Raw genomic sequence first — 24,935 nt, forward strand, 5'->3', positions numbered from 1 at the left:
TAGTGAGTCTCTAAAAACATTTTTACTTTTCAAGATTTGCTAGACGTTGACGAACTGCTTCGCGTTTTTCTAGGTAATCTTGCTCTTTCGCACGCTCTCCTTCAATAACCGCTGCAGGAGCTTTCGCTACGAAACCTTGGTTAGAAAGTTTCTTCTGTACACGTTCTACTTCTTTATCGAACTTCTCAAGTTCTTTCTCAAGACGAGCTCTCTCTTCATCAAGATTGATAAGATCAGCTAACGGTAAGAATAACTCTGCACCTGATACGATTGCAGTCATTGCCTTTTCTGGCGCTTGTAAGTCTGTTTGAATTGTTAATTCGCTTGGGTTACAGAAACGCTCAATGTAAGAGCTGTTTTTCGTAAGTTGAGCAAGTACAGCCTCATCTTTTGCTTTAATTTGCATTTGAACTTTTTTGCTCATTGGCGTATTTACTTCTGCACGGATGTTACGAACAGAGCGAATGATATCAACTAGAAGGTGCATTTCTGCCGCAGCCTCCGTATCTTGTAAATCTTCGCGAACTGTTGGCCACGCAGCTACTGTAATAGACTCGCCTTCATGCGGTAAATGTTGCCAAATTTTCTCTGTTACGAATGGCATGAATGGGTGTAATAGACGCATTGTTTGATCTAATACGTAAGCTAAAATAGAACGAGTTGTTTTCTTAGCTGCTTCATCTTCACCGTATAGTGGAAGTTTCGCCATTTCAATATACCAATCACAGAAATCGTCCCAAATGAAGTTGTATAATGAACGACCAGCTTCACCGAACTCATATTTATCCATGTTACGTGTTACGCTTTCGATTGTTTCGTTTAAGCGAGTTAAGATCCACTTATCCGCAACTGATTTTTCACCAGTTAAATCGATTTCTTCATACTTCATATCATCCATGTTCATTAATACGAAACGTGATGCGTTCCAAATTTTATTAATGAAGTTCCAAGTAGATTCTACTTTTTCCATGCTGAAACGTAAATCTTGACCTGGTGCACTTCCTGTTGATAAGAAGAAACGCATTGCATCTGCACCGTACTTCTCGATAACATCCATTGGGTCAATACCGTTACCAAGAGATTTACTCATTTTACGACCTTGCTCGTCACGAACTAAACCGTGAATTAATACATCTTTAAATGGACGCTCGCCTGTAAACTCTAAACCTTGGAAAATCATACGAGATACCCAGAAGAAGATAATATCATAACCCGTTACTAGTGCATCTGTTGAATAGTAACGTTTGAAGTCTGCTGAATCTTCATTTGGCCAACCAAGTGTGGAGAATGGCCATAATGCTGAACTGAACCATGTATCAAGTACATCGTTATCTTGATTCCAGTTTTCAATATCTGCTGGTGCTTCTGTACCTACGTATACTTCACCAGTTTCTTTATGGTACCAAGCTGGAATACGGTGTCCCCACCATAATTGACGAGAAATACACCAGTCATGAATATTTTCCATCCAACGTAAATATGTGTTTTCAAAACGCTCTGGTACGAACGTTACTTTTTCTTCTTCTTTTTGTTGAAGCGCTACTGCTTTTTCAGCAAGTGGAGCCATTTTTACGAACCACTGTGTTGATAAATAAGGCTCAACAACTGCACCGCTACGCTCACTATGACCTACTGAATGCATATGTGGCTCGATTTCTACTAATACGCCAGCTTCTTGTAAGTCTTTTACTAATTCTTTACGGCATTCGAAACGATCCATACCGTTATACTTACCAGCTTTTTCGTTCATCGATCCATCTTCGTTCATTACTAAAATGCGTGGTAAGTCATGACGGTTACCTACTTCAAAGTCATTCGGGTCATGAGCTGGTGTAATTTTTACAACGCCCGTTCCGAAATCTTTTTCTACGTACTCATCAGCAATAATCGGAATCTCACGGCCTACGATTGGAAGTGTAACTGTTTTTCCGATTAAATGTTTGTAACGATCGTCTTCTGGATGAACTGCTACTGCTGTATCACCAAGCATCGTTTCTGGACGAGTTGTCGCAAGACGAATGTGACCAGAACCATCTGTTAACGGATAGTTCATATGGTAGAATGCACCTTGAACTTCTTTATGAATTACTTCAATATCAGAAAGAGCTGTACGTGTTGCTGGATCCCAGTTGATGATATATTCACCACGGTAAATTAAGCCTTTTTCGTATAATTGAACGAATACTTTATTAACCGCATCTGATAAACCTTTGTCTAATGTGAAACGTTCACGAGAATAGTCTAGTCCTAAACCAACTTTCCCCCATTGTTGACGAATGTGAGAAGCGTACTCTTCTTTCCACTCCCAAGCTTTTTCAAGGAATTTTTCACGGCCAAGATCGTAACGTGAAATACCTTCTTCACGAAGTTTTCCTTCTACTTTCGCTTGTGTTGCGATACCAGCATGGTCCATTCCTGGAAGCCATAGTACATCGTATCCTTGCATACGCTTCGTACGAGTTAAAATATCTTGAAGAGTTGTATCCCAAGCATGACCTAAGTGTAACTTACCAGTTACGTTCGGAGGTGGAATTACAATTGTATACGGTTGTTTCTTCTCGTCTCCTGTTGCTTCAAAATATTTGCCTTCAAGCCACCATTGATAAAGGCCTTCTTCAACGGACATATGATCATATTTAGTTGGTAAATTCTTTTCCGTGTTTGACATTATTTTCCCTCCTTAAAATAAAAAATGTCCCTCATCCAAAAAGGACGAGGGACATCGCGGTACCACCTTTATTTACAAACAAATTCATAATTTGCTTATACTCTTAATTTGATAACGGACAAATCCGTCTTTTCCTAATAAGAACTATTCCGTTCAGAAAAGATGCTCCAGGGCTACCTTCTAACATAACTATCTAGAGAATCTCCCAGCTAATGATTCTCCTCTCTGAAGACGTTTCATGTTATACTCTTCCCCTTCAAGGCATTTATATGATTGTTAATTATTATATACAATAGTGTAAAAAACGAAACCTTATTCGTCAAGTTAAATTTAAAACTATGACTTTTCGGGTGAATACAAAAAAAGATAAGTAGCATTCTCTACTTATCTTCTTTATCCCGTTATTTGCGGGCAGTAAGACCCCCACCTCAAAATTTGGCTGAAGTAAAAAAGTTAGGCGGGAACCCTGCTGCCCATAAACGCCCGATTAGTGAAGGCTAATCATAAGCGGGGAATGCCTTTACTTTATCCGTTCCCTTGCTGGGCAGCTTGTAATTGTGACAGGAAATATTCTATATTGCTAACGAGCCAATGCGATTGTTGCAAACTCTTTACTCCGCGCAGTTCATTTTCCTCGTTACGATTATCTCTTCTTTTCTTATAAGACTGGATTTGCCGAATAAATTGCGATGGATACGTCATATACGCAAACATAAGTAGTTGCTCTTCTTTCGTAAAAGGGAAATTTTTTTGATACATTTGAAACCATTCAAACCGATCACTTCTTGCGATTGGATATGTGTTTAAAGACCGTGAATAAAAACCTACTATATCTTGCACAGGCGTTGCAAACTTCGATTTTTCTAAACTAATAAAATAGCCATTCCGTTCATAGTCAAATAAAAAATGATTCAGTGACACATTACCATGCACAAAAGTAATACGCGTTTTCTCCTTTTCTTTCATCGCATCGTTCCACTCATTTAATTGCTTCGTTGCAAATTCACGCGCTCTCATTACATGATGATAGTACGTACAATATTGCAATTCAAACGGGGACATATACCATTTTGATTCAGATTCCACGAGAAACTCTTCTAACATCTCACCATCATTTTCCCAACGATCGGATATACTTGTATAATGTTTTTCTAAATCTTCTTCCGTATACGTTTCTTCCTTCACAGTTTTTTGATGCAACGTTCCAAGTGTCTGAAACATTTTATGGTATTGATCATTGTCCTCACCGTTTCCTTCTGCACGTTCTAACCAAGGCATTAAATAATAATTATACGTCCCGTCACTTAAAATATAACTTCCATCCGTCGCATGATATATAGGTACATAATTTGAAAAACCTTTCTCCTTCAAATATTGAATATGATGCAGAAAGTTATTCCGCTCTAACTTTCTGCCTTCTATTTTCTTGAGTGCATATGGACCTTGATTCGTATAAATTTTCATTACATTTCCGTGCTCTTCCATATGTTGCGTATCCAATCTATATTGCCTCACGATAGGTTCATAGTGATTTCGCAACTCAATATCCATACGAATAACCCTTTCTATTCAAAACATAGCCTCTAAGAAAGGAAGTGAGTGAAAACACTCACTTCCTTATTTCGCCTTTACCCTTGAAACGGGAATATAAATAATTTGCCCCGTATTTAAAAATATATCTTCTGTTTGATTGACACGGTATAAATTTTGTACAGACGTTTCATAACGGTCTGCAATAGATTCAATTGTATCCCCTTCTTGCACGAAATACATTCTTAACTTTGTAAATTCTTCTTCCGGTTCTTTCGTAAATAGTTTTGTTAAATAAAGCGCATTTTCATCTCGCTGTGAGTACTCTTCTTCTTGTTCTTCCTGCTTTTTCGCTTTTTCTTTCTTGAAATCTTTTCGTCCGAACAGTTCAAATTGCGGCGTTGTTTCTTGCTCCTCTTCACGCTCCACAAATTCATGTTCCTCTATCTTCTCTTCTTCTAATTCCTGCTCTTTTCTTTCCTCTAATTGGAACGGTTCAAATGCGTAATCTTCCCACTCATCTGATTCCTTATATGCTGGTTCTTCTACATGCGGCGCCGGTCTATTTTCATCCTCTTGCGCTGAATCTTCTTCTAACTCGGCATACACCGTTTCTTCCTCTTCAGCTTCATCCTCGTTTCTCTCTTCATCACACAAACCGCTAATAGATATATCCGCTAATAATTGTAAGCAACCATTTTCCTTTAATTCATAATCAAATTCCTCAATTGATACATATAGCTCTTCAATTACTTTCACTCGATTTCTCGGAATTGATATTTCAAGCGGAAAGGAATGAACAAGTTCATTAACCCCATCTTCCCTTGTTTCTACATAATCAATTGACTTTGCTGGCGATAGTTCTCTTAATGAATACGCCGAATCATCTTTTCGTGCAACATACTCTCCCGTTAAATCTAATTGCCCTCTCACGATTACTTCATGATCAAGCTCTTCTATCTCAACGTCTGGATCTAACGAAATTGACAAAAGTTCATCGACTTCCTGTCCCTTTTGGAACCAAACAGATTCTTTTAATGAAAATCGTAACGAATGATCTGTAGCCACTTCTTTTCCCCCTCCCAAACTATATGTCATTACAGATTTATGTGTGGGAAGCTTACTTTATGAATAAAAAAAATCGCCCCCCTTATGGAGAGCGATTTTTCTCTAATACATTATTTTAATTTTGACATTGCAATTTCAGCTGCTGCAATCGTCGCTTCAATATCTGCATCACTATGTGCTGTCGATAAGAATAAACCTTCGAATTGAGATGGTGGTAAGAATACACCTTGTTCTACCATTTCACGATAGTAAGCCGCAAAGAATTCTAAGTTTGAAGATTTTGCTGCATCGTAATTAATAACGGGTTCATCTGTAAAGAAAATACCAATCATAGAGCCTGCACGGTTAATATGATGCGGAATGCCATGTTTTTCAGCTGCTTTACGTAATCCAGCTTCTAACATTTCAGCTTTACGCTCAAATTCTACATATGATTCTGGCGTTAACTGTACTAACGTTTCATAACCTGCCGCCATTGCAAGTGGATTACCTGATAAAGTACCAGCTTGGTAAATCGGTCCGCTTGGCGCAACTTGGCGCATAATTTCCGCTTTACCACCGTATGCTCCTACCGGTAAACCACCACCGATTACTTTACCTAGGCATGTTAAATCAGGCGTTACGCCATAATAACCTTGGCCACAATTATAAGCTACTCGGAACCCTGTCATTACTTCATCAAAAATAAGCAATGCACCGTTTTGTTCTGTTACTTCACGAAGACCTTCTAAAAATCCAGGCTGCGGAGGAACAACCCCCATATTTCCTGCTACTGGTTCTACAATTACACAAGCAATATCATCACCGAATTGTTCAAACGCGTATTTTACGCTTTCTAAATCGTTATAAGCTACTGTAATCGTATTTTTCGCTACACCTTCTGGTACACCAGGACTATCTGGTAAACCTAAAGTCGCCACACCAGAACCAGCTTTAATTAATAACGAATCACCATGACCGTGGTAACAACCAATAAATTTCAAGATTTTATTACGACCTGTATAACCACGAGCTAAACGTAGTGCACTCATTGTTGCTTCCGTTCCAGAGTTAACCATACGCACAATCTCAATTGATGGCACGCGCTCAATAACAAGTTTTGCTAATTTATTTTCAATTTCTGTTGGTGCACCGAAGCTTGTACCTCTTTCAGCAACAGATTTTAACGCTTCTACAACACGATCATTTGCATGACCATGAATTAAAGGACCCCATGATAATACGTAGTCGATGTATTCATTCCCATCGATATCATATACCTTAGAGCCTTTTCCACGCTCCATAAACAACGGATTCATCCCAACAGACTTAAAGGCACGAACCGGGCTATTTACGCCACCAGGCATTAAGTCTTGCGCCTCTTCAAACGCTGCAATTGACTTATCAAACTTTTTCATTATTTAGCGCCTCCTTCTTGTAACCATCTTGCTGCATCTTTTGCATGATACGTAATAATTAAATCTGCCCCTGCACGTTTCATACTAATTAATTTTTCAAGAACAACTTCTTTTTCATTAATCCAACCATTTTGCGCTGCCGCTTTAATCATCGAATATTCACCACTTACATTATAAGCGACAACTGGTAAATTAAAGTTATTTTTCACATCACGAACGATATCTAAGTAAGAAAGAGCTGGTTTTACGATTAAGAAATCTGCACCTTCCATTACATCTGATTCTGCTTCACGGAATGCTTCCATACGGTTTGCCGGATCCATTTGATATGTTTTACGGTCACCAAATTGCGGTGCACCGTGCGCAGCATCACGGAATGGTCCATAAAATGCTGATGAATATTTCACAGCGTACGACATAACTGGCACGTGTCCAAAACCATTTTCGTCTAATGCATGACGAATTGCTGTTACGAAGCCGTCCATCATGTTTGATGGCGCAATAATATCCGCTCCTGCTTTCGCTTGACTTACAGCTGTTTTCGCAAGAACTGCAAGAGACTCGTCATTTAAAATAATCCCATCTTCAATTACACCGCAATGACCATGGCTTGTAAATTGACATAAACATGTATCTGCAACTACTACTAGCTCAGGGAAATCACCTTTAATTTGCTGAATAGCACGTTGTACAATTCCATGATCACAATATGCTGATGATCCAACTTCATCCTTTTCAGCAGGTAAACCAAATACAATAACAGAACGAATACCTAAATCAACAACTTCTTGCATTTCAGCTTGCAATAAATCTAAAGACATTTGATATACGCCCGGCATAGAAGGAACTTCATTACGAACATTTTCACCTTCTAATACAAAAATAGGGTAAATAAAATCTTCGGTATGTAAAAACGTTTCACGCACAAGTGCACGCATGCCCCCGCTTTGTCTTAAACGACGATGACGATTAAATTGTAAAGAGTTCATAGATTTCTATCCCCATTCTTTCATTTTATAGATTCACAAACATATTGTAGTAATGCTTCTACAGTGTACTCTTTCGGCACAATAACAGACGGAAAATAAAGACTTGCCTCTTTTTCCGTAATAGGTCCTATACAAGCAATTGTACATTTTTTTGTCCATTCTCTCCAGTTTGTACCCTCAAGTAAACGAACAAAACTAGTAACAGTTGAAGGGCTCGTAAATGTAATAATGTCTACTTTCCCTAATTTCAATGCTGCTATAAGTTCTTGCTTTTTTTCTATATTCACTTTCGTACCGTATACGATTAGCTCATCTAGAGAAACACCAATTTCCCGAAGTGCAACCGGAATTACCTCTCTTGCTAAATTCCCTTTCGGAAATAAAATACGTTCGTTTCCACTTAATTCTTTTAGAAACTCTTCTGCAAATGCTTCTGCAACAAATGAAGTCGGAACAAAATGAACTTGATAGCCCCTTTTTTCTAACTCTAATTTTGTTTTCACACCTACCGCAGCGATTTTAATGGTTAGCGGTAGTTTCTTTTTTAAACTATCTAGAAAGAAAGCTACACCATTTCTGCTCGTAAAAATAACCCAGTCGTATGAATGTAGCTGCTCTTCAATATGTTGAATTTGCGTATGAGACATACCTTCCATACGCAAAAGCGGAATTTCCAATGGAATTCCGCTCATTTCTTTCACCGCTACACTCATTTGTTTCGCTTGATGCTGGGCACGTGTAACCAATACCGTTTTGCCAGCGAGAGCGTTCATATTTATTGTTGCCCCTTATTTGCAGCAAGAATGAGTTCTTTTGCGCCTTGGTTAATTAAACGGTCCGCAGCCTCTAATCCTACTTTCTCTGGATCAGTTCCTACTACTGTCTCTTTCAATAAAACCGAACCGTCCATAGACCCGACAAGAGCTGTTAATTCGATTGCATCATTTTCTGTAAGAGTTGCATATCCAGCGATCGGAACTTGGCATCCACCTTCAAGTTTATGAAGAAATACGCGTTCTGCTGCCACTGTTTTTTCTGTTATTCCATCATTCATATGAGCTAACAACTGCAGTAAATCCTTATCATCCTCACGACACTCAATCGCTAATGCACCTTGTCCTACAGCAGGTACACATAACGTCTCATCTAAATGTTCTGTAATAACTTCATTATCCCAGCCCATTCTTTGTAATCCTGCTGTCGCTAAAATAATTGCATCGTAATCTTCTTCTTTTAATTTACGTAAACGTGTATCGATATTTCCGCGAATCCACTTCACTTGTAAGTCTGGTCTCGCAGCGAGTAGCTGTGCACTACGTCTTAAACTACTCGTACCTAAAATAGCGCCTTCTGCTAACTCTTTAAACGACGCTCCGCTTTTTGAGATAAAAGCATCACGAGGGTCAACACGCTTTGGTGTACAGCCAATCATTAATCCTTCTGGAAGTACGGCCGGCATATCTTTCATACTATGTACAGCCATATCAATTTCTTTCGTAAGTAGCGCATGTTCAATCTCTTTCACAAACAAGCCTTTTCCGCCTACTTTTGAAAGAGTAACATCTAAAATAACATCACCTTTTGTGACAATTTCTTTCACTTCAAATTCATATGGTAGACCTAAGGCTTTTAACTGATCAATAAACCAGTTTGTTTGCGTTAATGCTAGTTTACTCTTTCGTGATCCTACAATAATTTTGCGCATAATTCTCTCTCCTCATTATAAATACCAAAAGTGGAAATTGGACAAACTGCTTAATAGAAAAATGTTTACTAGCATTACGAGAAACGATCCGATATTCCACTGTACAATTTTCTTACCTTGCAACACATCTGCCGCTCGTAAATATAAACCTGTGCAATACACAAATAGAACGACAAAAGATCCGATTACTTTCGTATCATACCAATGGAAATTATCCAATTTTGTATATCCCCATATACATCCTAATAAAATTGCTAGTAAGAAAAATGGAACAGAAAATAAATTTAATCCGTAAGACATAGATTCTAGCTTCGGTAAATTCCCTAACCTTCTTAATCTCGCATTCCATTTTTTCTTTTTTAATAGGCGATATTGCAATAAATACATAATAGAAAAAATGAACGATACAGTAAACGTTGCGTAAGAAATAATTGCCATACCGACATGCACGTATACAAGTTCTGAAACTAATTGTTCCGCAAGTACTGGCGACATCTTTCCGAGCGGTGTAAAAATAGAAAAAGCGCTTACGCCAAATGCTACAACATTTGTAAAAAAGACTAAAAAGTCAATTCTCATAAATCGATTAATAACTAACGACATCGTAATCAATAACCAAACATAAAAATAAATCCCTGATAATAAAGTTAAAATAGGATTCGTTTCTGAATCTGTAGCTCTAAGCAACATAAAAATAGACTGCAGGACCCATACAATCGCAAGTAACCAAAAAGCAAATCGGTTCGCCTTTCGGTTACTTTGGAAATAATCTATAAAATATAAACTAATGCTACAAGCATATAAAATAATTGCAATATGATAAATAATACTGTTATTTAAAAAACTCATCCGATCATCCTTCCAAATTATAAAGATGGAACGGATGGTGTCCACACTCTTTTATGTTCTACTTCTTCCGCACGACTCTCTACTTCTTCCGTTTCTAAATCAAAAATCTTTGCAAATAACGCTAATTTTTCGCTCGCTCCCTCTTCAGCAGCTATTTCTTTCGCTACTAAAATTGGGTCTTTTAATAATTGATTAATAATACTTTTCGTATGCTTACTAATAACTTTTTTCTCACGATCACTAAGGTTTGGTATTTTTCGCTCTAGGCTTACCATCGTTTCACTTTGGATTGCAAGTGCCTTATCACGAAGAGCTGATATTAATGGAACAACACCAAGTGTACTTAACCACGTTTTAAATAGAACAATTTCCTCTTCAATCATAAATTGAATTTTCTCTGCCTCTTTCAAACGCTCAGCACGGTTTGCCTCCACTACTCCTTGTAAATCATCAATATCATACAAGAAAGAACCTTCTAGCTCATCAATCGCTGGATCAATATCACGCGGCACTGCAATGTCAACCATAAATAATGGACGACCAGAGCGCATTTTCTCCACCTTTGTCATCATCTCTTTCGTAATGACATACTCAGATGCACCAGTTGAACTAATTAAAATATCTGCTTCTAATAATGCACATTGTAATTCGCTTAACGATTTTGCATGTCCCATATATTTCTCAGCCATTACTTCTGCTTTCGAAAGCGTCCTATTCATAACTGTTACTTTACGAGCACCACTTCCATATAAGTTTTGTAGTGCAAGTTCGCCCATTTTACCAGCACCAAGAATAAGCACATGACAATCTGTTAACTCGCCAAATATTTTCTTTCCAAGCTCAACAGCAGCATAACTAACAGACATTGCACTTTCCCCGATTGTTGTTTCTGAGTGGGCACGTTTTGCTAATGTAATGACTTGCTTAAACAATTCATTAAAAATTGTGCCTGTTGCTTTAACTTGTTGCGCTTCTAAAAAGCTATCTTTTATTTGACCTAAAATCTGCGTTTCTCCGACTACCATTGAATCTAAACCGCACGTTACGCGGAATAAATGATCTATTGCGCCATCTTGTTCAAAAATAGTTAAATATGGCGCGACTTCTTCTATTTCAAGCTGAAACCAATCAGCTAAAAACTTCTTAATATAATACCGTCCCGTGTGTAATTGATCGACAACAGCATAAATCTCAGTGCGATTACAAGTTGACACAATGACATTCTCTAACACGCTCTTTTGATTTTGTAATGTAGTCATTGCTCGCTCTAGTTCTGCTGCCTGAAATGTGAGTTTCTCACGAAATTCTACAGGGGCTGTTCGATAATTTACACTAACAACAAGAATATGCACGCAGCATGTCCCCCTTCACCCGTTTTATCACTTTATCTACTATCATAATACAACTTTCCTCTTATGAATCTGACAATCGTGTGAACAACCGATTATTTTTTAATTATTCTCCGTATGTAATAAAGGAGATTCAGTAACACTAATAAAAAAAATTCTACTTTATAATGATTATAAATTAATAACTCTATTTGTACGTTACCAAAAAAAGCCCTCATAATCAAGTGATGGAAACTATTCCATATAAATTATAACATCATCTTCCCTATCTTCTTTCATCATGAAGGAAAATATGTATGATTGTTCCAAAATGTAACAAAGACTTTCTCAATACAATGTATTTGACATTGCATTTCTTTTTCGTTATATTAGTTTTACAAAATTAAATTGTGCACAACTTAATTAGAAGGGAGTTATTTATGACAGAAGACTCTTTGCATCTAGATAACCAACTTTGTTTTTCTATTTACGCCTGCTCTAGAGAGGTTACTCGTTTTTATCGACCTTATTTAGAAGAAATGGGTATTACGTATCCCCAGTACATTACTTTACTCGTACTATGGGAGCAAGATGGACTAACAGTAAAAGAAATTGGAGAACGTCTATTTTTAGATTCTGGTACGTTAACACCTATGTTAAAACGTATGGAATCATTAAAACTTGTAAAACGTGTTCGTTCCAAAGAAGACGAGCGAAAAGTTTGTATTGAATTAACAGAACAGGGCAAAGATTTAAAGGAAAAGGCTTGTTCATTACCGACAACGATGGCTACAAACTTAGGAATTGCAGAGCAAGAATATCGCTCTTTATTAATTCAACTAAATAAACTGATTGACACAATGAAAACAATTAATGATGGAAAAGGGGAATAAATATGGATAAATTATATACTGCTTCAGTAACAGCAACAGGTGGAAGAAATGGGAAAGTAGTTTCAGATGATGGCATATTAAATCTTGATGTAAAAATGCCGAAAGCACTAGGTGGTGCAGGCGGAGAAGCAACAAATCCAGAACAACTATTTGCAGCTGGTTATGCAGCTTGTTTCGATAGTGCATTACAACTTGTCATTCGTACAAAACGTGTGAAAGTAGAAAGTACAGAAGTAACTGCTCACGTTTCTATCGGAAAAGATACAGATGGTGGTTTCGGCCTATCTGCTGTACTTGATGTACATGTGGCTGGCGTTTCACATAGCGAAGCACAAGAACTTGTAGAAGCGGCTCACGGTGTATGTCCTTACTCGAAAGCAACAAGAGGAAATATTGAAGTTACATTAAACGTACGCTAAAAAATTTAGCAAAACAAAAACGCGCGACATTCGTCACGCGTTTTTTGTTTTTGTAAATTTATGAATTGCTTTCCACGCTTCTTCTTTTCCAAGTCCTGTTTCAGAAGAGAATAGAACAATTTCATCGCCAATTTCAACAGCAAGCGTTTCTTTTACAACTTTTAAATGCTTTTGCCATTTCCCTTTCGGAATTTTATCGGCTTTCGTCGCAATAATAATTGTTGGGATTTCATAATGCTTTAAGAAATCATACATCATCACGTCATCACTTGTTGGTTGGTGACGTAAATCAACTACTAATACAGCTGCGTCTAATTGTTCACGCGTTGTAAAGTACGTTTCAATCATTTTCCCCCATGCAGCGCGCTCCGATTTAGATACTTTCGCATATCCATAACCTGGAACGTCAACAAAGTGCATCATCTCATTGATTAAGAAAAAGTTCAGCGTTTGCGTTTTTCCTGGTTTAGAAGAAATACGTACTAACTTTTTACGATTTAAAATTTTATTAATAAAGGAAGACTTCCCCACATTTGAACGACCTGCTAATGCAATTTCTGGTAAATCACTGTCTGGATATTGTTCTGGTTTAACAGCACTAATTACAATATCTGCTTTTGTTACTTTCATTGTTTCACTCCTACTAATGCGTGCTCCAATACTTCATCTAAATGAGATGCAAGCACAAACGTAAGGTTTTCTTTTACGCTCTCTGGAATATCATCTAAATCTTTCTCGTTTTCTGCTGGCAAAATAATTTTTGTTAAGCCTGCGCGGTGAGCACTTAATGTTTTTTCTTTTAAACCACCAATTGGTAATACACGACCACGAAGTGTAATTTCACCTGTCATACCGACTTCTTTACTTACAGGAATACCTGTTAGCGCAGAAATAAGTGCCGTTGCCATCGTAATACCTGCTGACGGTCCGTCTTTTGGAACTGCTCCTTCTGGAACGTGAATATGAATATCATTTTTCTCATGGAAATTCGGATCGATCTGAAGCTCTTCTGCACGAGAGCGTATATAACTAAACGCAGCTTGTGCTGATTCTTTCATAACATCCCCAAGTTTCCCTGTTAAAATTAGTTTCCCTTTTCCTGGCGCTACAGAAACTTCAATGGCAAGTGTATCGCCGCCTGCTGCTGTGTAAGCTAGACCTGTTGCCATACCAACTTGGTCTGTTTTTTCAGCTTGCCCATAACGGAATATGTGTTTACCAAGTAAATCAACAATCTTTTTCTCTGTCACAACGATACGTTTACGTTCTGCTGTAACGATAATCTTCGCTACTTTACGGCAAACTTTTGCAATTTGGCGCTCTAGCGTACGAACACCAGCCTCACGTGTATAATAACGAATAATCTCAAGCAGCGCTTCATCACGCACTTGTAAATTACCTTTTCGTAAGCCATGTTCTTTTAATTGTTTCGGCAATAAATGCTCACGAGCAATGTGTACTTTTTCAAGTTCTGTATAGCCAGCAATCGAAATGATTTCCATACGGTCAAGTAATGGACCTGGAATACTTGAAAGTGTATTAGCAGTTGCTACAAACATAACTTTTGATAGATCATATGGTTCTTCAATGTAATGATCACTGAAGTTATGGTTTTGTTCTGGATCTAATACTTCAAGTAATGCCGCTGATGGATCTCCACGGAAATCGTTAGACATTTTATCAATCTCATCTAATAAGAAGACTGGATTAACTGTTTTCGCCTTTTTCATACCTTGAATAATGCGTCCTGGCATTGCTCCAACATATGTACGGCGGTGACCACGAATTTCAGATTCATCACGCACACCACCAAGAGATACACGGACGAAGTTACGATTCAATGATGTTGCAATTGAACGCGCTAACGAAGTTTTGCCGACCCCAGGAGGGCCTACTAAACAAAGGATAGGTCCTTTTAATGAATTCGTTAACTTCTGTACAGCTAAATATTCAAGTACACGCTCTTTCACTTTTTCAAGACCGTAATGATCGTTATTTAAAATCTCTTCCGAATGAGCAAGATCAATTATATCTTCTGTTGCCTCTGTCCACGGAAGCGCTAATAACCAATCAATATAATTGCGAATAACACCACTCTCCGCAGAACTTGCTGGTAACTTTTCATAACGATCTAATTCTTTCAGCGCAGCCTTCATTGTTTCTTCCGGCATTCCTGACTGTTCAATTTTCTCACGAAGTTCTTCTACTTCTCCGCCCTTGCCTTCTTTGTCGCCAAGTTCAGTTTGAATCGCCTTCATTTGCTCACGTAAGAAATATTCTTTTTGCGTGCGCTCCATGGAACGTTTCACTTTTTGCCCAATTTTCTTTTCTAGGCTAAGTAACTCTTGTTCATCTTGAATAATTGAAATAAGTGTTTGTAATCGTTCTTTTACAGATACAATCTCTAGAATCTCTTGTTTCTGCTTCGTTTTAATCGGCAAGTGAGAAGCAATTAGATCAGCTAATCTCCCTGGTTCTTCCACATCAGCTACCGTTGCAAATGTTTCATTTGAAACTTTTTTCGAAACTTTAATATATTGTTCGAAATGCTCCAGTAACGTACGCATAAGAGCTTTCTCTTCTAAATCATCTTCTACTTCTTCAGTTACCGTTTTAATCGACACTTGTACTACATTTTCTTCTTCGATAAACTCTATTACTTCTGCTCTATGTAAACCTTCCACAAGGACACGAAGCGTACCGTTCGGCAATTTTAACATTTGCTTCACTTTCGCCACCGTACCTACACTATATATGTCATCTTCTTTCGGATCATCGATATTCATTTCTTTTTGCATTGCTAAAAAGATGATATTTTCATCCATTGCCGCCTGCTCTAGTGCTTGTATCGATTTATCACGTCCTACATCAAGATGCAAAACCATCGTTGGATATACGAGAACGCCTCTTAATGGTAGGAGGGGCACGATTCTTTCGTTCGTATTCATACTAGACATAGCACCTCCATAATAAATTAAACTCCTGTTCAACTATTTTATATTACAATACACCTAGATGCAATTGCTGAGATTCCGCGCAATTGTAAATAGCTTGTTTTTCTACCTCACGAAAAGAAAAAAGACTCCGATTAAGCATACAAACTTAAACGAAGTCTGGCAAATTTTATTATTGTTTATTTTCACATAGATTGTGCATCTGTTTCGTCTACGTGAGTATGTACATCTAGCTCTCTATGCATATTTTCTTGCATAAACGTTAACTCAAATACTTCTTTTAACTTACGGACAGGAATAATTTCAATTCCCTTGATCGTATACAAAAATGGTTGCATATTTTCAGCAGGAATAATGACTTTCTTAGCTCCCGCTTTTTTCGCAGCTTTTATTTTTGCGTACACGCCACCAATAGGTTTTACTTCTCCGTGTATACTTATTTCCCCTGTCATCGCTACTTCATTATTTACATACGTGCGGTGCACCGCAGAATATACACCTGTTGCCATAGCGATTCCTGCAGAAGGTCCATCAATCGGGATACCACCTGGAAAATTAATATGTATATCATATCCTTCTGGCAACACATCTAAAGAACGAAGTACTGTTAATACATTATCAACAGAGCCTTTCGCCATACTTTTACGACGAATCGATTTCGTTTGACTACCAATACTTTCTTCTTCCACAATTCCGGTAACATTTACCGATCCTTTATCTTTCGCCTTGATTGCTGTTACTTCAATTTCTAATAACGCACCTGTATTTGGTCCGTATACAGCAAGACCATTTACAAGACCAATCCTTGGAATCGGATAAATGCGCTTTTCATATTTCGGTGTAAGCTGACTTGAGTGAACAACCCACTCTATATCTTCATCCTTAATGAAAGAACGTTCTTCATTTATCGCCATACCAGCAGAGATTTGCACGAGATTAATCGCTTCTCGTCCATTCCTTGCATACATCCCGATCATTTCAATACCATTTTCACCTATTTGCATTTCCACTTTTTCCGCGGCATTTTTCGCTACTTTTTGAATTTCTTCCGTATCTAATTCACGGAAAAATACTTCTAAGCAACGTGACCGAATAGCAGGAGGAATTTCCTCTGGCGAACGTGTCGTTGCTCCAACTAAGCGAAAATCTGCCGGTAAGCCTTTTTGGAAAATATCATGTATATATGTTGGGATCATCGTATTTTCTTCACAATAGTACGCACTTTCTAAAAATACTTTTCGATCTTCTAACACCTTTAACATTTTGTTCATTTGAATCGGATGGAGCTCGCCAATCTCATCAATAAACAAAATACCACCATGTGCATCTGTTACAGCACCTTTTTTCGGTTGCGGAATACCTGCTTGCCCCATCGCCCCAGCACCTTGATAAATCGGATCATGCACCGAACCTATTAAAGGGTCTGCGATACCACGTTCATCAAACCGAGCTGTTGTCGCATCAAGTTCAATAAATGTTGCATTCGTACGAAATGGAGATTTAGGATTTCGTTTCGCTTCTTCTAATACAAGACGTGCTGCCGCTGTTTTCCCAACACCTGGCGGGCCATATATGATTACATGTTGCGGATTCGGACCACAAAGAGCCGCTTTTAACGACTTAATTCCGTCCTCTTGCCCTACAATATCTAAAAAGGTTGTAGGACGCACCTTTTCTGCTAGCGGCTCTGTTAAAGAAATCTCACGCATTTTACGAAGCTGTTCTAATTCTTTTTTCGATTCTCGATCAATTGAAACTTTTTGTGTTCGTTGATTTCGAAGTAAATGCCAGAAATACAATCCGACAATTACACCAAAAACAAGTTGAACAACTAAAAATATATTTGTCCAGCTCATTATTTATTTCCTCCCGCAATATTTTATCTCTTAGTATTTCCGCGGAGGAACGTAGCTAAACATAAAGAAAAACAGCAATTATAAAAATTGCTGTTTCCCTTTCGCATTATGCAGATGTTTTTGTATCAAGTACAGTACCGTCTTGTAACACCAATTTTGGCGGCTCATTATCAGCTACTGTTTCTTTTGTAAGAATACACTTCTCGATATCTTTACGAGATGGAAGTTCGAACATTACATCAAGCATTAAGCCTTCAATAATAGAACGAAGTCCACGAGCACCCGTTTTACGTTCAATTGCTTTTTTCGCAATTTCGATTAGTGCACCTTCTTCAAACTCTAACTCAACATCGTCAAGCTCCAATAATTTTTGGAATTGCTTAACAAGTGCATTTTTCGGTTTCGTTAAAATATCAACAAGAGCATCTTCATCAAGTGGCTCTAGGTTCGCAATAACTGGAAGACGACCGATAAACTCTGGAATTAAACCAAATCTTAAAAGATCCTCTGGTAATACGTGAGATAAAACATGCTTCTCATTCACATCAGCATTTTTCTTCTCAGAACCAAATCCAATTACTTTTTCACCAAGGCGACGTTTAATAATCGGCTCAATGCCATCAAACGCTCCACCACAAATGAATAAGATGTTCGTTGTATCAATTTGAATAAACTCTTGGTGCGGATGCTTACGACCACCTTGAGGTGGAACACTTGCTACAGTACCCTCTAAAATTTTCAGAAGTGCCTGCTGCACACCTTCACCAGATACATCACGTGTAATTGATGGATTTTCGGACTTACGTGCCACTTTATCAATCTCATCAATATAAATGATTCCTTTTTCCGCTTTCTCTACATCATAATCAGCTGCTTGAATTAATTTTAGTAAGATATTTTCTACATCTTCCCCAACATATCCAGCTTCTGTTAAAGATGTTGCGTCCGCGATTGCAAATGGAACATTTAAAATACGCGCTAAAGTTTGTGCCAGTAATGTTTTACCACTACCTGTTGGCCCGATAAGTGCGATATTACTCTTCGCTAATTCTACATCATCAATTTTGCTGTTAGAATTAATGCGTTTGTAATGGTTATATACCGCTACCGCTAGTGCTTTTTTCGCGCTATCTTGCCCGATGACATACTCATCTAAGATTTCACGAATTTCTACCGGTTTCGGTACATCTTTGAATTCTACTTCTTCGTCCTTCGCAAGCTCCTCTTGTACAATTTCAGTACAAAGTTCGATACACTCGTCACAAATGTAAACACCTGGACCTGCCACTAACTTTCGAACTTGCGTTTGTGTTTTACCACAGAAAGAACATTTTAATTGCCCTTTTTCATCATTAAATTTAAACATATTTTCACACCCCTTACAAAGTGCTAACCTCTTGCCTTCGTATGTACACGATAAATGTATCGTATGTAAATACATATTATGTCACTACGTGGCGAGAAATACAAATAATATGACTAGTTATGTACAAATAAAAAATTTTTAAAACTTTTGAAATATGTATATTCGACTTGTAAAGGAACTTTTCCTTCTCCATCGAAAAGTTTTATAAATATATTTCTATATTTATAAAACAAGGCACGATTTTAATCGTGCCTTGTTATTTTATTATGCAGCGTTTTCTACTAAGAAGTCTACAGCTTTACGAACTTTAAGATCTTCGGCTAAAGCGTCTACGCTTCCAAGAGCTTGCTTGATAGCGTCTACTGGCATACCGTACATTTCAGCCATTTTTTCAACTTCTGCAGTTACTTCTTCTTCAGTAACTTCGATGTTTTCAGCTTCAATGATAGCTTCAAGAACAAGATTGATTCTTACACGTTTTTGTGCATCTTCTTTCATTTGCTCTTTTAATTTGTCAGCATCAGTACCTGTGAATTGGTAGTAAAGCTCAAGGTTCATACCTTGTTGGCTTAAACGTTGCTCGAATTCACGAACCATACGATCTAACTCAGTGTTGATCATAGCTTCTGGAATTTCGATTTCAGCGTTAGCAGCAGCTAATTCTACTACTTCGTCACGTACTTTGTGCTCAGCTTCGTGCTTTTTGCCTTCTTCTAAGTTTGTGCGAAGTTTTGCTTTTAATTCATCAAGAGTTGCAACCGCTTCGTCTGCTTCTTTAGCGAACTCGTCGTTTAACTCAGGAAGTTCTTTTGTTTTGATTTCGTGAATTGTTACTTTGAATGTTGCTGGTTTGCCAGCTAATTCAGCAGCATGGTACTCTTCTGGGAATGATACTTCAACGTCTTTAGACTCACCAGATTTAAGACCGATTACTTGCTCTTCGAAACCTGGGATGAATGTACCAGAACCGATTGCTAGAGAGTAGTTTTCGCCTTTTCCGCCTTCAAATGCTTCGCCATCAACGAAACCTTCGAAGTCGATTACAGCTGTATCACCGTTTTCAACAGTTCCTTCTTCTTTAACAACTAGTTCAGCTTGACGTTCTTGTAAAGATTTTAATTCGTTCTCTACATCTTCGTCAGTTACAGTTGTTTCAACTTTTTCTACTGCTAAACCTTTGTACTCACCTAATTTAACTTCAGGTTTCACTGTAACTTTTGCAGTGAAGATAAGGTTAGCATTTTTTTCGAACTTCTCGATGTCGATTTCAGGATGATCAACTGGGAAGATACCAGCTTCTTCAATCGCTTCACCGTATGCTTTTGGTAAAATGATATCTAAAGCATCTTGGTATAAAGATTCAATACCAAAGCGTTGTTCGAATAATGGACGAGGCATTTTTCCTTTACGGAAACCTGGTACGTTAATTGTTTTTACTACTTTTTTGAACGCAGCGTCGATAGAGTTGTTTACTTCTTTAGCATCAACTTCGATTGTTAAAACGCCAACGTTACCTTCTAATTTTTCCCATTTTGTAGACATTTATTCTTTCCCTCCAACTATAATAATGTATGCACATACCTCTATAGATTAAGATCTTCATTATCTCTTTTTTGAAATAACAAATACACAAATAATCCTCTAGCAAAAGCTTTCAGATATAATGTTCCAATCTACTAATTGCCCAGAAGACAACTACGGTATATTTTGTTCGAGAATAATATGAAACATATTAAGTAAGAGAATTACACTTCTCTTCTCTTACAAACAGGCAGTTTTCTGCCTTTTGCAACCCTTACATTATAACATAGAATATGCTCGTTTCAAGAACTGAACGATTCTTTTTCATAATTATACGGGCAAATATCCTTCTCTTTCAACACGTAATAACCATTGATAGGCAATATGAAACTCTTCCAATTCGATATTGTATGCTGCCATAAGCTCTTCTTCATCAATAGCCAATCCGAAACGCTTTCTTCCAATTCTCTCTAAAACAGCTGACCAAATCTCTTCTTTATCCATTAATAGAGCAAATGGGAAAACGCTAATTTGCAATTCTTTCCAATATGTAACCATTGCTTCAAATATATCGGGATAATTTTGCTCTAATCGACTTGATAATTTATGTATAATGTTATTGGATTGCTCCTCATTATGACCTGTAAATGCTGGAATTACCTTAATCGTATTCCCAAACTTTTCTACCTCTATTTCCTCTTCTACCTGACTTTCTATCATTTTATACAAAATAGAAGTTTTCAAATAGGGGTGTTGCTCTTCTTCTATTAAAAATTTCTTTAAAACAGGTAATGCAAGATCTAAGTCTTTTAACGAAAGTCGCTGAATCGCTCTTAGCTTCTGTCCAAAGTTTTCTCCAAAAATTTCATTAGTAAACTCATCCAACTCAAAATTTGAATCCACTAGCGATGCGTCTCCCTCATTGAGCATACCTTCTGCAAATAAAGCAAGTTGCGCTAATTTTTCCTTTTGATCAGGCATTATATCTTTCGTTTGTAAAACCTTTTCAACAGTTTCAATAACACCTTCATAATCATTTGTTTGAACTAAAATAGTCACGTACGTTTCAAGAATATCACCAAATAAGACAACTCCTGTTTTAAGCAACTGTTCACATTTGTCTTTCGCTTCTTCCATACGTTTTAATTCGAGTAAACAAATAACTGAAGCTAATTCCGTTTGTTCCGTTTCCGCATTATACTGACGTAATATTTCAAAGCAGCGCAATGCATCTTCGAACTTCCGCTCTTTCAGCGCTAAAAAACCTTCATCAATATAGCGCTCTGATAGTTGTGGAAACAATACGACCGTATTTTCTTTTTTATCCATACGTCCGCCTCTTTTTCTTGATTTTAATTATGTTCAAAGTAAATATATCAAATGCGTAATGAGAACACAACATCCCAAAACTATTTGTTTGAAATATAAAAATATTTAATTTTTACATTCCAATACGAATAAATCTCTACTAAAAATTAAAATTGTACAAATAAAAATCCCCAGCAACAAGCGCAGAGGATTCATCATTAATGGAAAGCTTTTATAATTGTGGGGTATATTACAAGGGTAATAATTTGGAGAACAATAATTGCCATAACAATCATGCTAAAATAGAAGATTGGTTTACTTCGCTTCATTAAAAACATAATAATAAGCATCGTACAAGCAAACAAACTTAAGAAGAACAAACTTGTTGTCGAACTAAGTATACCACTTGGGACAAAGAACAATAACACTACACTACAAGTACCTATAATTCCAAATAACCATTCCATTCATTCACTCATTCCCTTTCCCTCTCATGGCTGTTTTCTCTAAGCAATCAAATGTTTCACAACATCAACTACATACGTTAATTTCTCATATGCTACAAATCCAAAAGCAACCGTTAAGCCCGTTACAACTAATCCTTTCATCATTTCTGCCTCCTCGTTTTATCGTTGTTATCTTCATTATAAAAGATTAGCAATTTGTTACCATCGAACTACCTTACAGTTACCTTACAGAATTGTAAGATTTCAAAAGAGGATAGAAAAACACCTCACATAGCTTGAGGTGCTTTCACGGAATTTCTCTATAATCACTTGCAAAATTAACTTTTTTCTCTTGGTTATTTTTCGGAGAATCCAATCTTAAACTAATAGATTTACTAAATAATTTAGGATCAAAATAATTATTCATTACTTTTCTTAACTTACCTTCAGATATTTTCGTATTACAAGAAAACAAAGGATGAAAATCATGTTAATATATTTTTATACAATTAAGAATTTAATTTACAAGGGGGATTATATATGTTTAAAAAAATGGCCGCAGATGTATTAGGACTAAGCGATGTAGGTTCTGTTATTACACCTAAAGACTATGATAAGGTCGATGCCGATGATTATGTAATGCATGAAGATGGAGAGAAAATTTACTTTCTAATTAAATCGAAATCAGATGAATATTGCTTCACAAACAAAGGGTTAATTCACTTAGACGGTACAAGCGCAACAAGTAAAAAACGTACACTACGCCGCTTTCGTTATAGTAAATATCAAATTAAAAACGTAGCACTCGAAACTGCAGGAACGATTGATTTAGATGTAGAAATTAAGTTTCAAATGGGCGATGAACATTACTCAATTGATGTTCATAAAAAACATATTGAAGAATTAAAAGATTTATATAAGGCTTTACTTAAAATCGAAGAAATTTCATACGACAACGATATTACATTACAATATGCACATAAAAGTTTAGATATGGCATCTAATGCCTTTAGCCGCATTTCAAACGCACAAGTAAATTTAGCAGAGCAATTTAAAGAAATGAACGAGATTGCCTTTAACTGGCTTGTTGATACGAAGAAACAATATAATGTGAAAGATTATGGTTTTGTATTTGAGAAGTTTATTAATAACTAAACAGAAAACCTTGTTATCAAAAGATAACAAGGTTTTTGTAGCGTACCAGGAGAAATTCGAGCTCCCGCTCCGCCCATTTCCGTACTATTTTATATATTTTGATCGCAGTCTTAATATATCTTCTCCTTCGCGAATGCCTGCCGATCCCTTCCTCACATTTTTTACGACAGTCCAATTCGGGTTAGTTTCATCACCGATGTTCTGTACTGTAAAATTGCCATCACCATATTTTCGGTGGCCTTCTGCCAATTTCTCCGTTAAATCATTCTCATTTGATCTCGCCATCTTTGCGCCATCTCCCTTTTTTATACGACCTTCTTAAACCATCTAACCAATCACAGGTCCAGTCAATTGGAGATTCTCATTTTCCGCTTCTATTAATTGTAACACACTGCCGGGGATAAGTTCCGATAACTGCTGCTCAACCGTACTAGAATGGTAAAGAATTTTATAATATTGCAAGTAAACAATTAAGAGAATCTGGATATGGATTTGAGTTCCATCATAAACCTATTAATTCTTTAAATTAAATAAGATGAATAGGGCGCATAAATGGCACTCTTTTTATTTAAGAAAAAAAGTACATATGCAACTGCTTAATATCAAAGGAAAGGTCGCAAATATTAAGCATGAACTACACTTATAACCCAAACATCAAATTTTAGACAAACAAAAAACCTTGTTATCTTTTGATAACAAGGTTTTTTTAGCGTCCCAGGAGAGATTCGAACTCCCGACCGTACGCTTAGAAGGCGTATGCTCTATCCGGCTGAGCTACTGGGACATGGAGCGGGTGAAGAGAATCGAACTCTCGACCAGAGCTTGGAAGGCTCTTGTTTTACCACTAAACTACACCCGCATATGTTATTTTCTTTTCTTCGTTAGCGCCGTTGCCCTATCGACAATATTTATTATATGTATAACCACACATAAAGTCAACACCTTTTTTAAAAGAGGATAAATTTTCTTATCCTCTTTTAAAAACTGCCTGTTCAACTAGTTGTCCGTCTAACGTTTCAAAACGAACTTCCATTTGATTTTCATCCATTTCTAATAAAGCAAATGTCTTTTCTACACGCTGACGTGGTAATAAAATACTGCCTGGATTAATAAATAAAACGCCCTCGATTAATTCCGCACCTAATACGTGAGAATGTCCGAAGCATGCAACTTGCGCTCCCACTTCTTCAGCATGGTACGCTAGCGTTTGTAATGTCATTTTTACATTATGTCGATGCCCATGTACAACTAAGAAGCGAATTCCATCTACATCAGTTACAATTTCATCTTGAAAGTTAGCATAATCACAATTTCCTTTTACAACATGGAAACCTTGCAGCTCTTCATGAGCAGGCGTTAGCTCTGAATCACCGCAATGAATCATGATATCTACTTTCCCTTCATACTTCTCTTTTAACTGCTGTAATTCCTTCACAGAGCTATGACTATCGCTTACGATTAAAGCTTTCATCAATCTCTCTCC

Annotated in this window: 21 protein-coding genes, 2 tRNA genes, 1 pseudogene and 1 other annotated feature; of the genes and pseudogenes, 4 read left to right on the forward strand and 20 right to left on the reverse strand. The window is 37.1% G+C overall.

The window, feature by feature from the left end; genetic code table 11:
• Nucleotides 1-22: 22 nt before the first annotated feature.
• From ACTFSL_RS20185 to hemA, 9 genes are all read right to left on the reverse strand, one after another.
• Nucleotides 23-2,668 (reverse strand): valine--tRNA ligase, encoded by a 2,646-nt coding sequence (locus ACTFSL_RS20185; protein ID WP_440042273.1) that lies wholly within the window; start codon nucleotides 2,666-2,668, stop codon nucleotides 23-25.
• A gap of 37 nt (nucleotides 2,669-2,705) precedes the next feature.
• Nucleotides 2,706-2,937, reverse strand: a binding site (T-box leader).
• Nucleotides 2,938-3,193: 256 nt separating this feature from the next.
• On the reverse strand, nucleotides 3,194-4,219 hold the full coding sequence (gene ysxE, locus ACTFSL_RS20190; RefSeq protein ID WP_000350658.1) for a spore coat protein YsxE: 1,026 nt from the start codon (nucleotides 4,217-4,219) through the stop codon (nucleotides 3,194-3,196).
• A gap of 66 nt (nucleotides 4,220-4,285) precedes the next feature.
• On the reverse strand, nucleotides 4,286-5,296 hold the full coding sequence (gene spoVID, locus ACTFSL_RS20195) for a stage VI sporulation protein D (protein ID WP_135277375.1): 1,011 nt from the start codon (nucleotides 5,294-5,296) through the stop codon (nucleotides 4,286-4,288).
• Nucleotides 5,297-5,376: 80 nt separating this feature from the next.
• Nucleotides 5,377-6,663 (reverse strand): glutamate-1-semialdehyde 2,1-aminomutase, encoded by a 1,287-nt coding sequence (gene hemL / locus ACTFSL_RS20200; RefSeq protein WP_000712942.1) that lies wholly within the window; start codon nucleotides 6,661-6,663, stop codon nucleotides 5,377-5,379.
• Entirely contained in the window at nucleotides 6,663-7,652 is a 990-nt protein-coding gene (gene hemB / locus ACTFSL_RS20205; protein WP_001087065.1) for a porphobilinogen synthase, read from the reverse strand. The genes hemL and hemB overlap by 1 nt, the downstream gene beginning before the upstream one ends.
• 20 nt (nucleotides 7,653-7,672) lie before the next feature.
• Nucleotides 7,673-8,425: a uroporphyrinogen-III synthase gene (hemD, locus tag ACTFSL_RS20210; protein ID WP_000992375.1), complete on the reverse strand. Its 753-nt coding sequence runs from the start codon at nucleotides 8,423-8,425 to the stop codon at nucleotides 7,673-7,675.
• Between the two features lie 2 nt (nucleotides 8,426-8,427).
• Nucleotides 8,428-9,357 carry a hydroxymethylbilane synthase gene (gene hemC, locus ACTFSL_RS20215; protein ID WP_001226422.1) on the reverse strand — a complete coding sequence of 310 codons (930 nt, stop codon included), beginning with the start codon at nucleotides 9,355-9,357 and terminating at the stop codon, nucleotides 8,428-8,430.
• A gap of 15 nt (nucleotides 9,358-9,372) precedes the next feature.
• The gene (locus tag ACTFSL_RS20220; protein ID WP_000008991.1) at nucleotides 9,373-10,206 is read right to left on the reverse strand and encodes a cytochrome c biogenesis protein; all 834 of its coding nucleotides are present in this window, start codon (nucleotides 10,204-10,206) and stop codon (nucleotides 9,373-9,375) included.
• A 17-nt stretch (nucleotides 10,207-10,223) separates the two neighbouring features.
• Nucleotides 10,224-11,558, reverse strand: a complete 1,335-nt coding sequence (gene hemA / locus ACTFSL_RS20225) for a glutamyl-tRNA reductase (RefSeq protein WP_000547868.1) — start codon at nucleotides 11,556-11,558, stop codon at nucleotides 10,224-10,226.
• Nucleotides 11,559-11,974: 416 nt separating this feature from the next.
• On the opposite strand from hemA, the gene ACTFSL_RS20230 reads away from it, so the two are divergent.
• Both ACTFSL_RS20230 and ACTFSL_RS20235 read left to right on the forward strand, forming a co-directional pair.
• Nucleotides 11,975-12,427 (forward strand): MarR family winged helix-turn-helix transcriptional regulator, encoded by a 453-nt coding sequence (locus ACTFSL_RS20230; RefSeq protein WP_063220487.1) that lies wholly within the window; start codon nucleotides 11,975-11,977, stop codon nucleotides 12,425-12,427.
• 2 nt (nucleotides 12,428-12,429) lie between these two features.
• Nucleotides 12,430-12,846: an organic hydroperoxide resistance protein gene (locus tag ACTFSL_RS20235; protein ID WP_000359781.1), complete on the forward strand. Its 417-nt coding sequence runs from the start codon at nucleotides 12,430-12,432 to the stop codon at nucleotides 12,844-12,846.
• Nucleotides 12,847-12,879: 33 nt separating this feature from the next.
• On the opposite strand, the gene ysxC is transcribed toward ACTFSL_RS20235, so the two are convergent.
• From ysxC to ACTFSL_RS20270, 7 genes are all read right to left on the reverse strand, one after another.
• A complete protein-coding gene (gene ysxC, locus ACTFSL_RS20240; RefSeq protein WP_000869116.1) occupies nucleotides 12,880-13,476 on the reverse strand; it encodes a ribosome biogenesis GTP-binding protein YsxC in 597 nt (198 codons plus the stop codon).
• Nucleotides 13,473-15,803, reverse strand: coding sequence for an endopeptidase La (gene lon / locus ACTFSL_RS20245; protein ID WP_000097289.1), 2,331 nt, complete (start codon nucleotides 15,801-15,803; stop codon nucleotides 13,473-13,475). The genes ysxC and lon overlap by 4 nt, the downstream gene beginning before the upstream one ends.
• A gap of 182 nt (nucleotides 15,804-15,985) precedes the next feature.
• Nucleotides 15,986-17,656, reverse strand: a complete 1,671-nt coding sequence (gene lonB / locus ACTFSL_RS20250) for an ATP-dependent protease LonB (RefSeq protein WP_440042276.1) — start codon at nucleotides 17,654-17,656, stop codon at nucleotides 15,986-15,988.
• 106 nt (nucleotides 17,657-17,762) lie between these two features.
• Nucleotides 17,763-19,022, reverse strand: coding sequence for an ATP-dependent protease ATP-binding subunit ClpX (clpX, locus tag ACTFSL_RS20255; protein WP_000472289.1), 1,260 nt, complete (start codon nucleotides 19,020-19,022; stop codon nucleotides 17,763-17,765).
• 264 nt (nucleotides 19,023-19,286) lie between these two features.
• On the reverse strand, nucleotides 19,287-20,564 hold the full coding sequence (tig, locus tag ACTFSL_RS20260; RefSeq protein ID WP_000105215.1) for a trigger factor: 1,278 nt from the start codon (nucleotides 20,562-20,564) through the stop codon (nucleotides 19,287-19,289).
• 309 nt (nucleotides 20,565-20,873) lie between these two features.
• Nucleotides 20,874-21,872 (reverse strand): hypothetical protein, encoded by a 999-nt coding sequence (locus ACTFSL_RS20265; RefSeq protein WP_000358277.1) that lies wholly within the window; start codon nucleotides 21,870-21,872, stop codon nucleotides 20,874-20,876.
• A gap of 197 nt (nucleotides 21,873-22,069) precedes the next feature.
• A complete protein-coding gene (locus ACTFSL_RS20270; protein ID WP_001983650.1) occupies nucleotides 22,070-22,318 on the reverse strand; it encodes a hypothetical protein in 249 nt (82 codons plus the stop codon).
• Nucleotides 22,319-22,837: 519 nt separating this feature from the next.
• Here ACTFSL_RS20270 and ACTFSL_RS20275 point away from each other — a divergent pair.
• On the forward strand, nucleotides 22,838-23,452 hold the full coding sequence (locus ACTFSL_RS20275) for a PH domain-containing protein (protein ID WP_000473863.1): 615 nt from the start codon (nucleotides 22,838-22,840) through the stop codon (nucleotides 23,450-23,452).
• A gap of 84 nt (nucleotides 23,453-23,536) precedes the next feature.
• On the opposite strand, the gene ACTFSL_RS20280 is transcribed toward ACTFSL_RS20275, so the two are convergent.
• Entirely contained in the window at nucleotides 23,537-23,737 is a 201-nt protein-coding gene (locus ACTFSL_RS20280; protein ID WP_000124460.1) for a hypothetical protein, read from the reverse strand.
• A 152-nt stretch (nucleotides 23,738-23,889) separates the two neighbouring features.
• On the opposite strand from ACTFSL_RS20280, the pseudogene ACTFSL_RS20285 reads away from it, so the two are divergent.
• A pseudogene (locus ACTFSL_RS20285) lies at nucleotides 23,890-23,982 on the forward strand (DUF6572 domain-containing protein); the annotation flags it as partial.
• 180 nt (nucleotides 23,983-24,162) lie between these two features.
• Here ACTFSL_RS20285 and ACTFSL_RS20290 read toward each other — a convergent pair.
• From ACTFSL_RS20290 to ACTFSL_RS20300, 3 genes are all read right to left on the reverse strand, one after another.
• Nucleotides 24,163-24,236, reverse strand: a tRNA-Arg gene (locus ACTFSL_RS20290).
• A gap of 1 nt (nucleotide 24,237) precedes the next feature.
• Nucleotides 24,238-24,311 (reverse strand) — tRNA-Gly (locus tag ACTFSL_RS20295).
• Between the two features lie 108 nt (nucleotides 24,312-24,419).
• Nucleotides 24,420-24,923: a metallophosphoesterase gene (locus ACTFSL_RS20300; RefSeq protein WP_000645488.1), complete on the reverse strand. Its 504-nt coding sequence runs from the start codon at nucleotides 24,921-24,923 to the stop codon at nucleotides 24,420-24,422.
• Nucleotides 24,924-24,935 lie beyond the last annotated feature (12 nt).

The sequence above is a fragment of the Bacillus cereus group sp. MYBK108-1 genome (assembly GCF_051917185.1).
In the GTDB taxonomy this organism is placed as follows: Bacteria; Bacillota; Bacilli; order Bacillales; family Bacillaceae_G; genus Bacillus_A; species Bacillus_A cereus.

Excerpts from the sequence above, each read along its gene's own strand:
- ACTFSL_RS20230 (WP_063220487.1), top strand. The coding sequence starts at position 11,975 with ATGACAGAAGACTCTTTGCATCTAGATAACCAACTTTGTTTTTCTATT.
- ACTFSL_RS20265 (WP_000358277.1), bottom strand. The coding sequence starts at position 21,872 with ATGGATAAAAAAGAAAATACGGTCGTATTGTTTCCACAACTATCAGAG.
- hemC (WP_001226422.1), bottom strand. The coding sequence starts at position 9,357 with ATGCGCAAAATTATTGTAGGATCACGAAAGAGTAAACTAGCATTAACG.
- ACTFSL_RS20220 (WP_000008991.1), bottom strand. The coding sequence starts at position 10,206 with ATGAGTTTTTTAAATAACAGTATTATTTATCATATTGCAATTATTTTA.
- lonB (WP_440042276.1), bottom strand. The coding sequence starts at position 17,656 with ATGAGCTGGACAAATATATTTTTAGTTGTTCAACTTGTTTTTGGTGTA.
- lon (WP_000097289.1), bottom strand. The coding sequence starts at position 15,803 with ATGTCTAGTATGAATACGAACGAAAGAATCGTGCCCCTCCTACCATTA.
- spoVID (WP_135277375.1), bottom strand. The coding sequence starts at position 5,296 with ATGACATATAGTTTGGGAGGGGGAAAAGAAGTGGCTACAGATCATTCG.
- ACTFSL_RS20185 (WP_440042273.1), bottom strand. The coding sequence starts at position 2,668 with ATGTCAAACACGGAAAAGAATTTACCAACTAAATATGATCATATGTCC.
- tig (WP_000105215.1), bottom strand. The coding sequence starts at position 20,564 with ATGTCTACAAAATGGGAAAAATTAGAAGGTAACGTTGGCGTTTTAACA.
- ACTFSL_RS20300 (WP_000645488.1), bottom strand. The coding sequence starts at position 24,923 with ATGAAAGCTTTAATCGTAAGCGATAGTCATAGCTCTGTGAAGGAATTA.
- ACTFSL_RS20275 (WP_000473863.1), top strand. The coding sequence starts at position 22,838 with ATGTTTAAAAAAATGGCCGCAGATGTATTAGGACTAAGCGATGTAGGT.
- hemL (WP_000712942.1), bottom strand. The coding sequence starts at position 6,663 with ATGAAAAAGTTTGATAAGTCAATTGCAGCGTTTGAAGAGGCGCAAGAC.
- hemB (WP_001087065.1), bottom strand. The coding sequence starts at position 7,652 with ATGAACTCTTTACAATTTAATCGTCATCGTCGTTTAAGACAAAGCGGG.
- ysxC (WP_000869116.1), bottom strand. The coding sequence starts at position 13,476 with ATGAAAGTAACAAAAGCAGATATTGTAATTAGTGCTGTTAAACCAGAA.
- ysxE (WP_000350658.1), bottom strand. The coding sequence starts at position 4,219 with ATGGATATTGAGTTGCGAAATCACTATGAACCTATCGTGAGGCAATAT.
- ACTFSL_RS20270 (WP_001983650.1), bottom strand. The coding sequence starts at position 22,318 with ATGGAATGGTTATTTGGAATTATAGGTACTTGTAGTGTAGTGTTATTG.
- ACTFSL_RS20280 (WP_000124460.1), bottom strand. The coding sequence starts at position 23,737 with ATGGCGAGATCAAATGAGAATGATTTAACGGAGAAATTGGCAGAAGGC.
- hemD (WP_000992375.1), bottom strand. The coding sequence starts at position 8,425 with ATGAACGCTCTCGCTGGCAAAACGGTATTGGTTACACGTGCCCAGCAT.
- clpX (WP_000472289.1), bottom strand. The coding sequence starts at position 19,022 with ATGTTTAAATTTAATGATGAAAAAGGGCAATTAAAATGTTCTTTCTGT.
- ACTFSL_RS20235 (WP_000359781.1), top strand. The coding sequence starts at position 12,430 with ATGGATAAATTATATACTGCTTCAGTAACAGCAACAGGTGGAAGAAAT.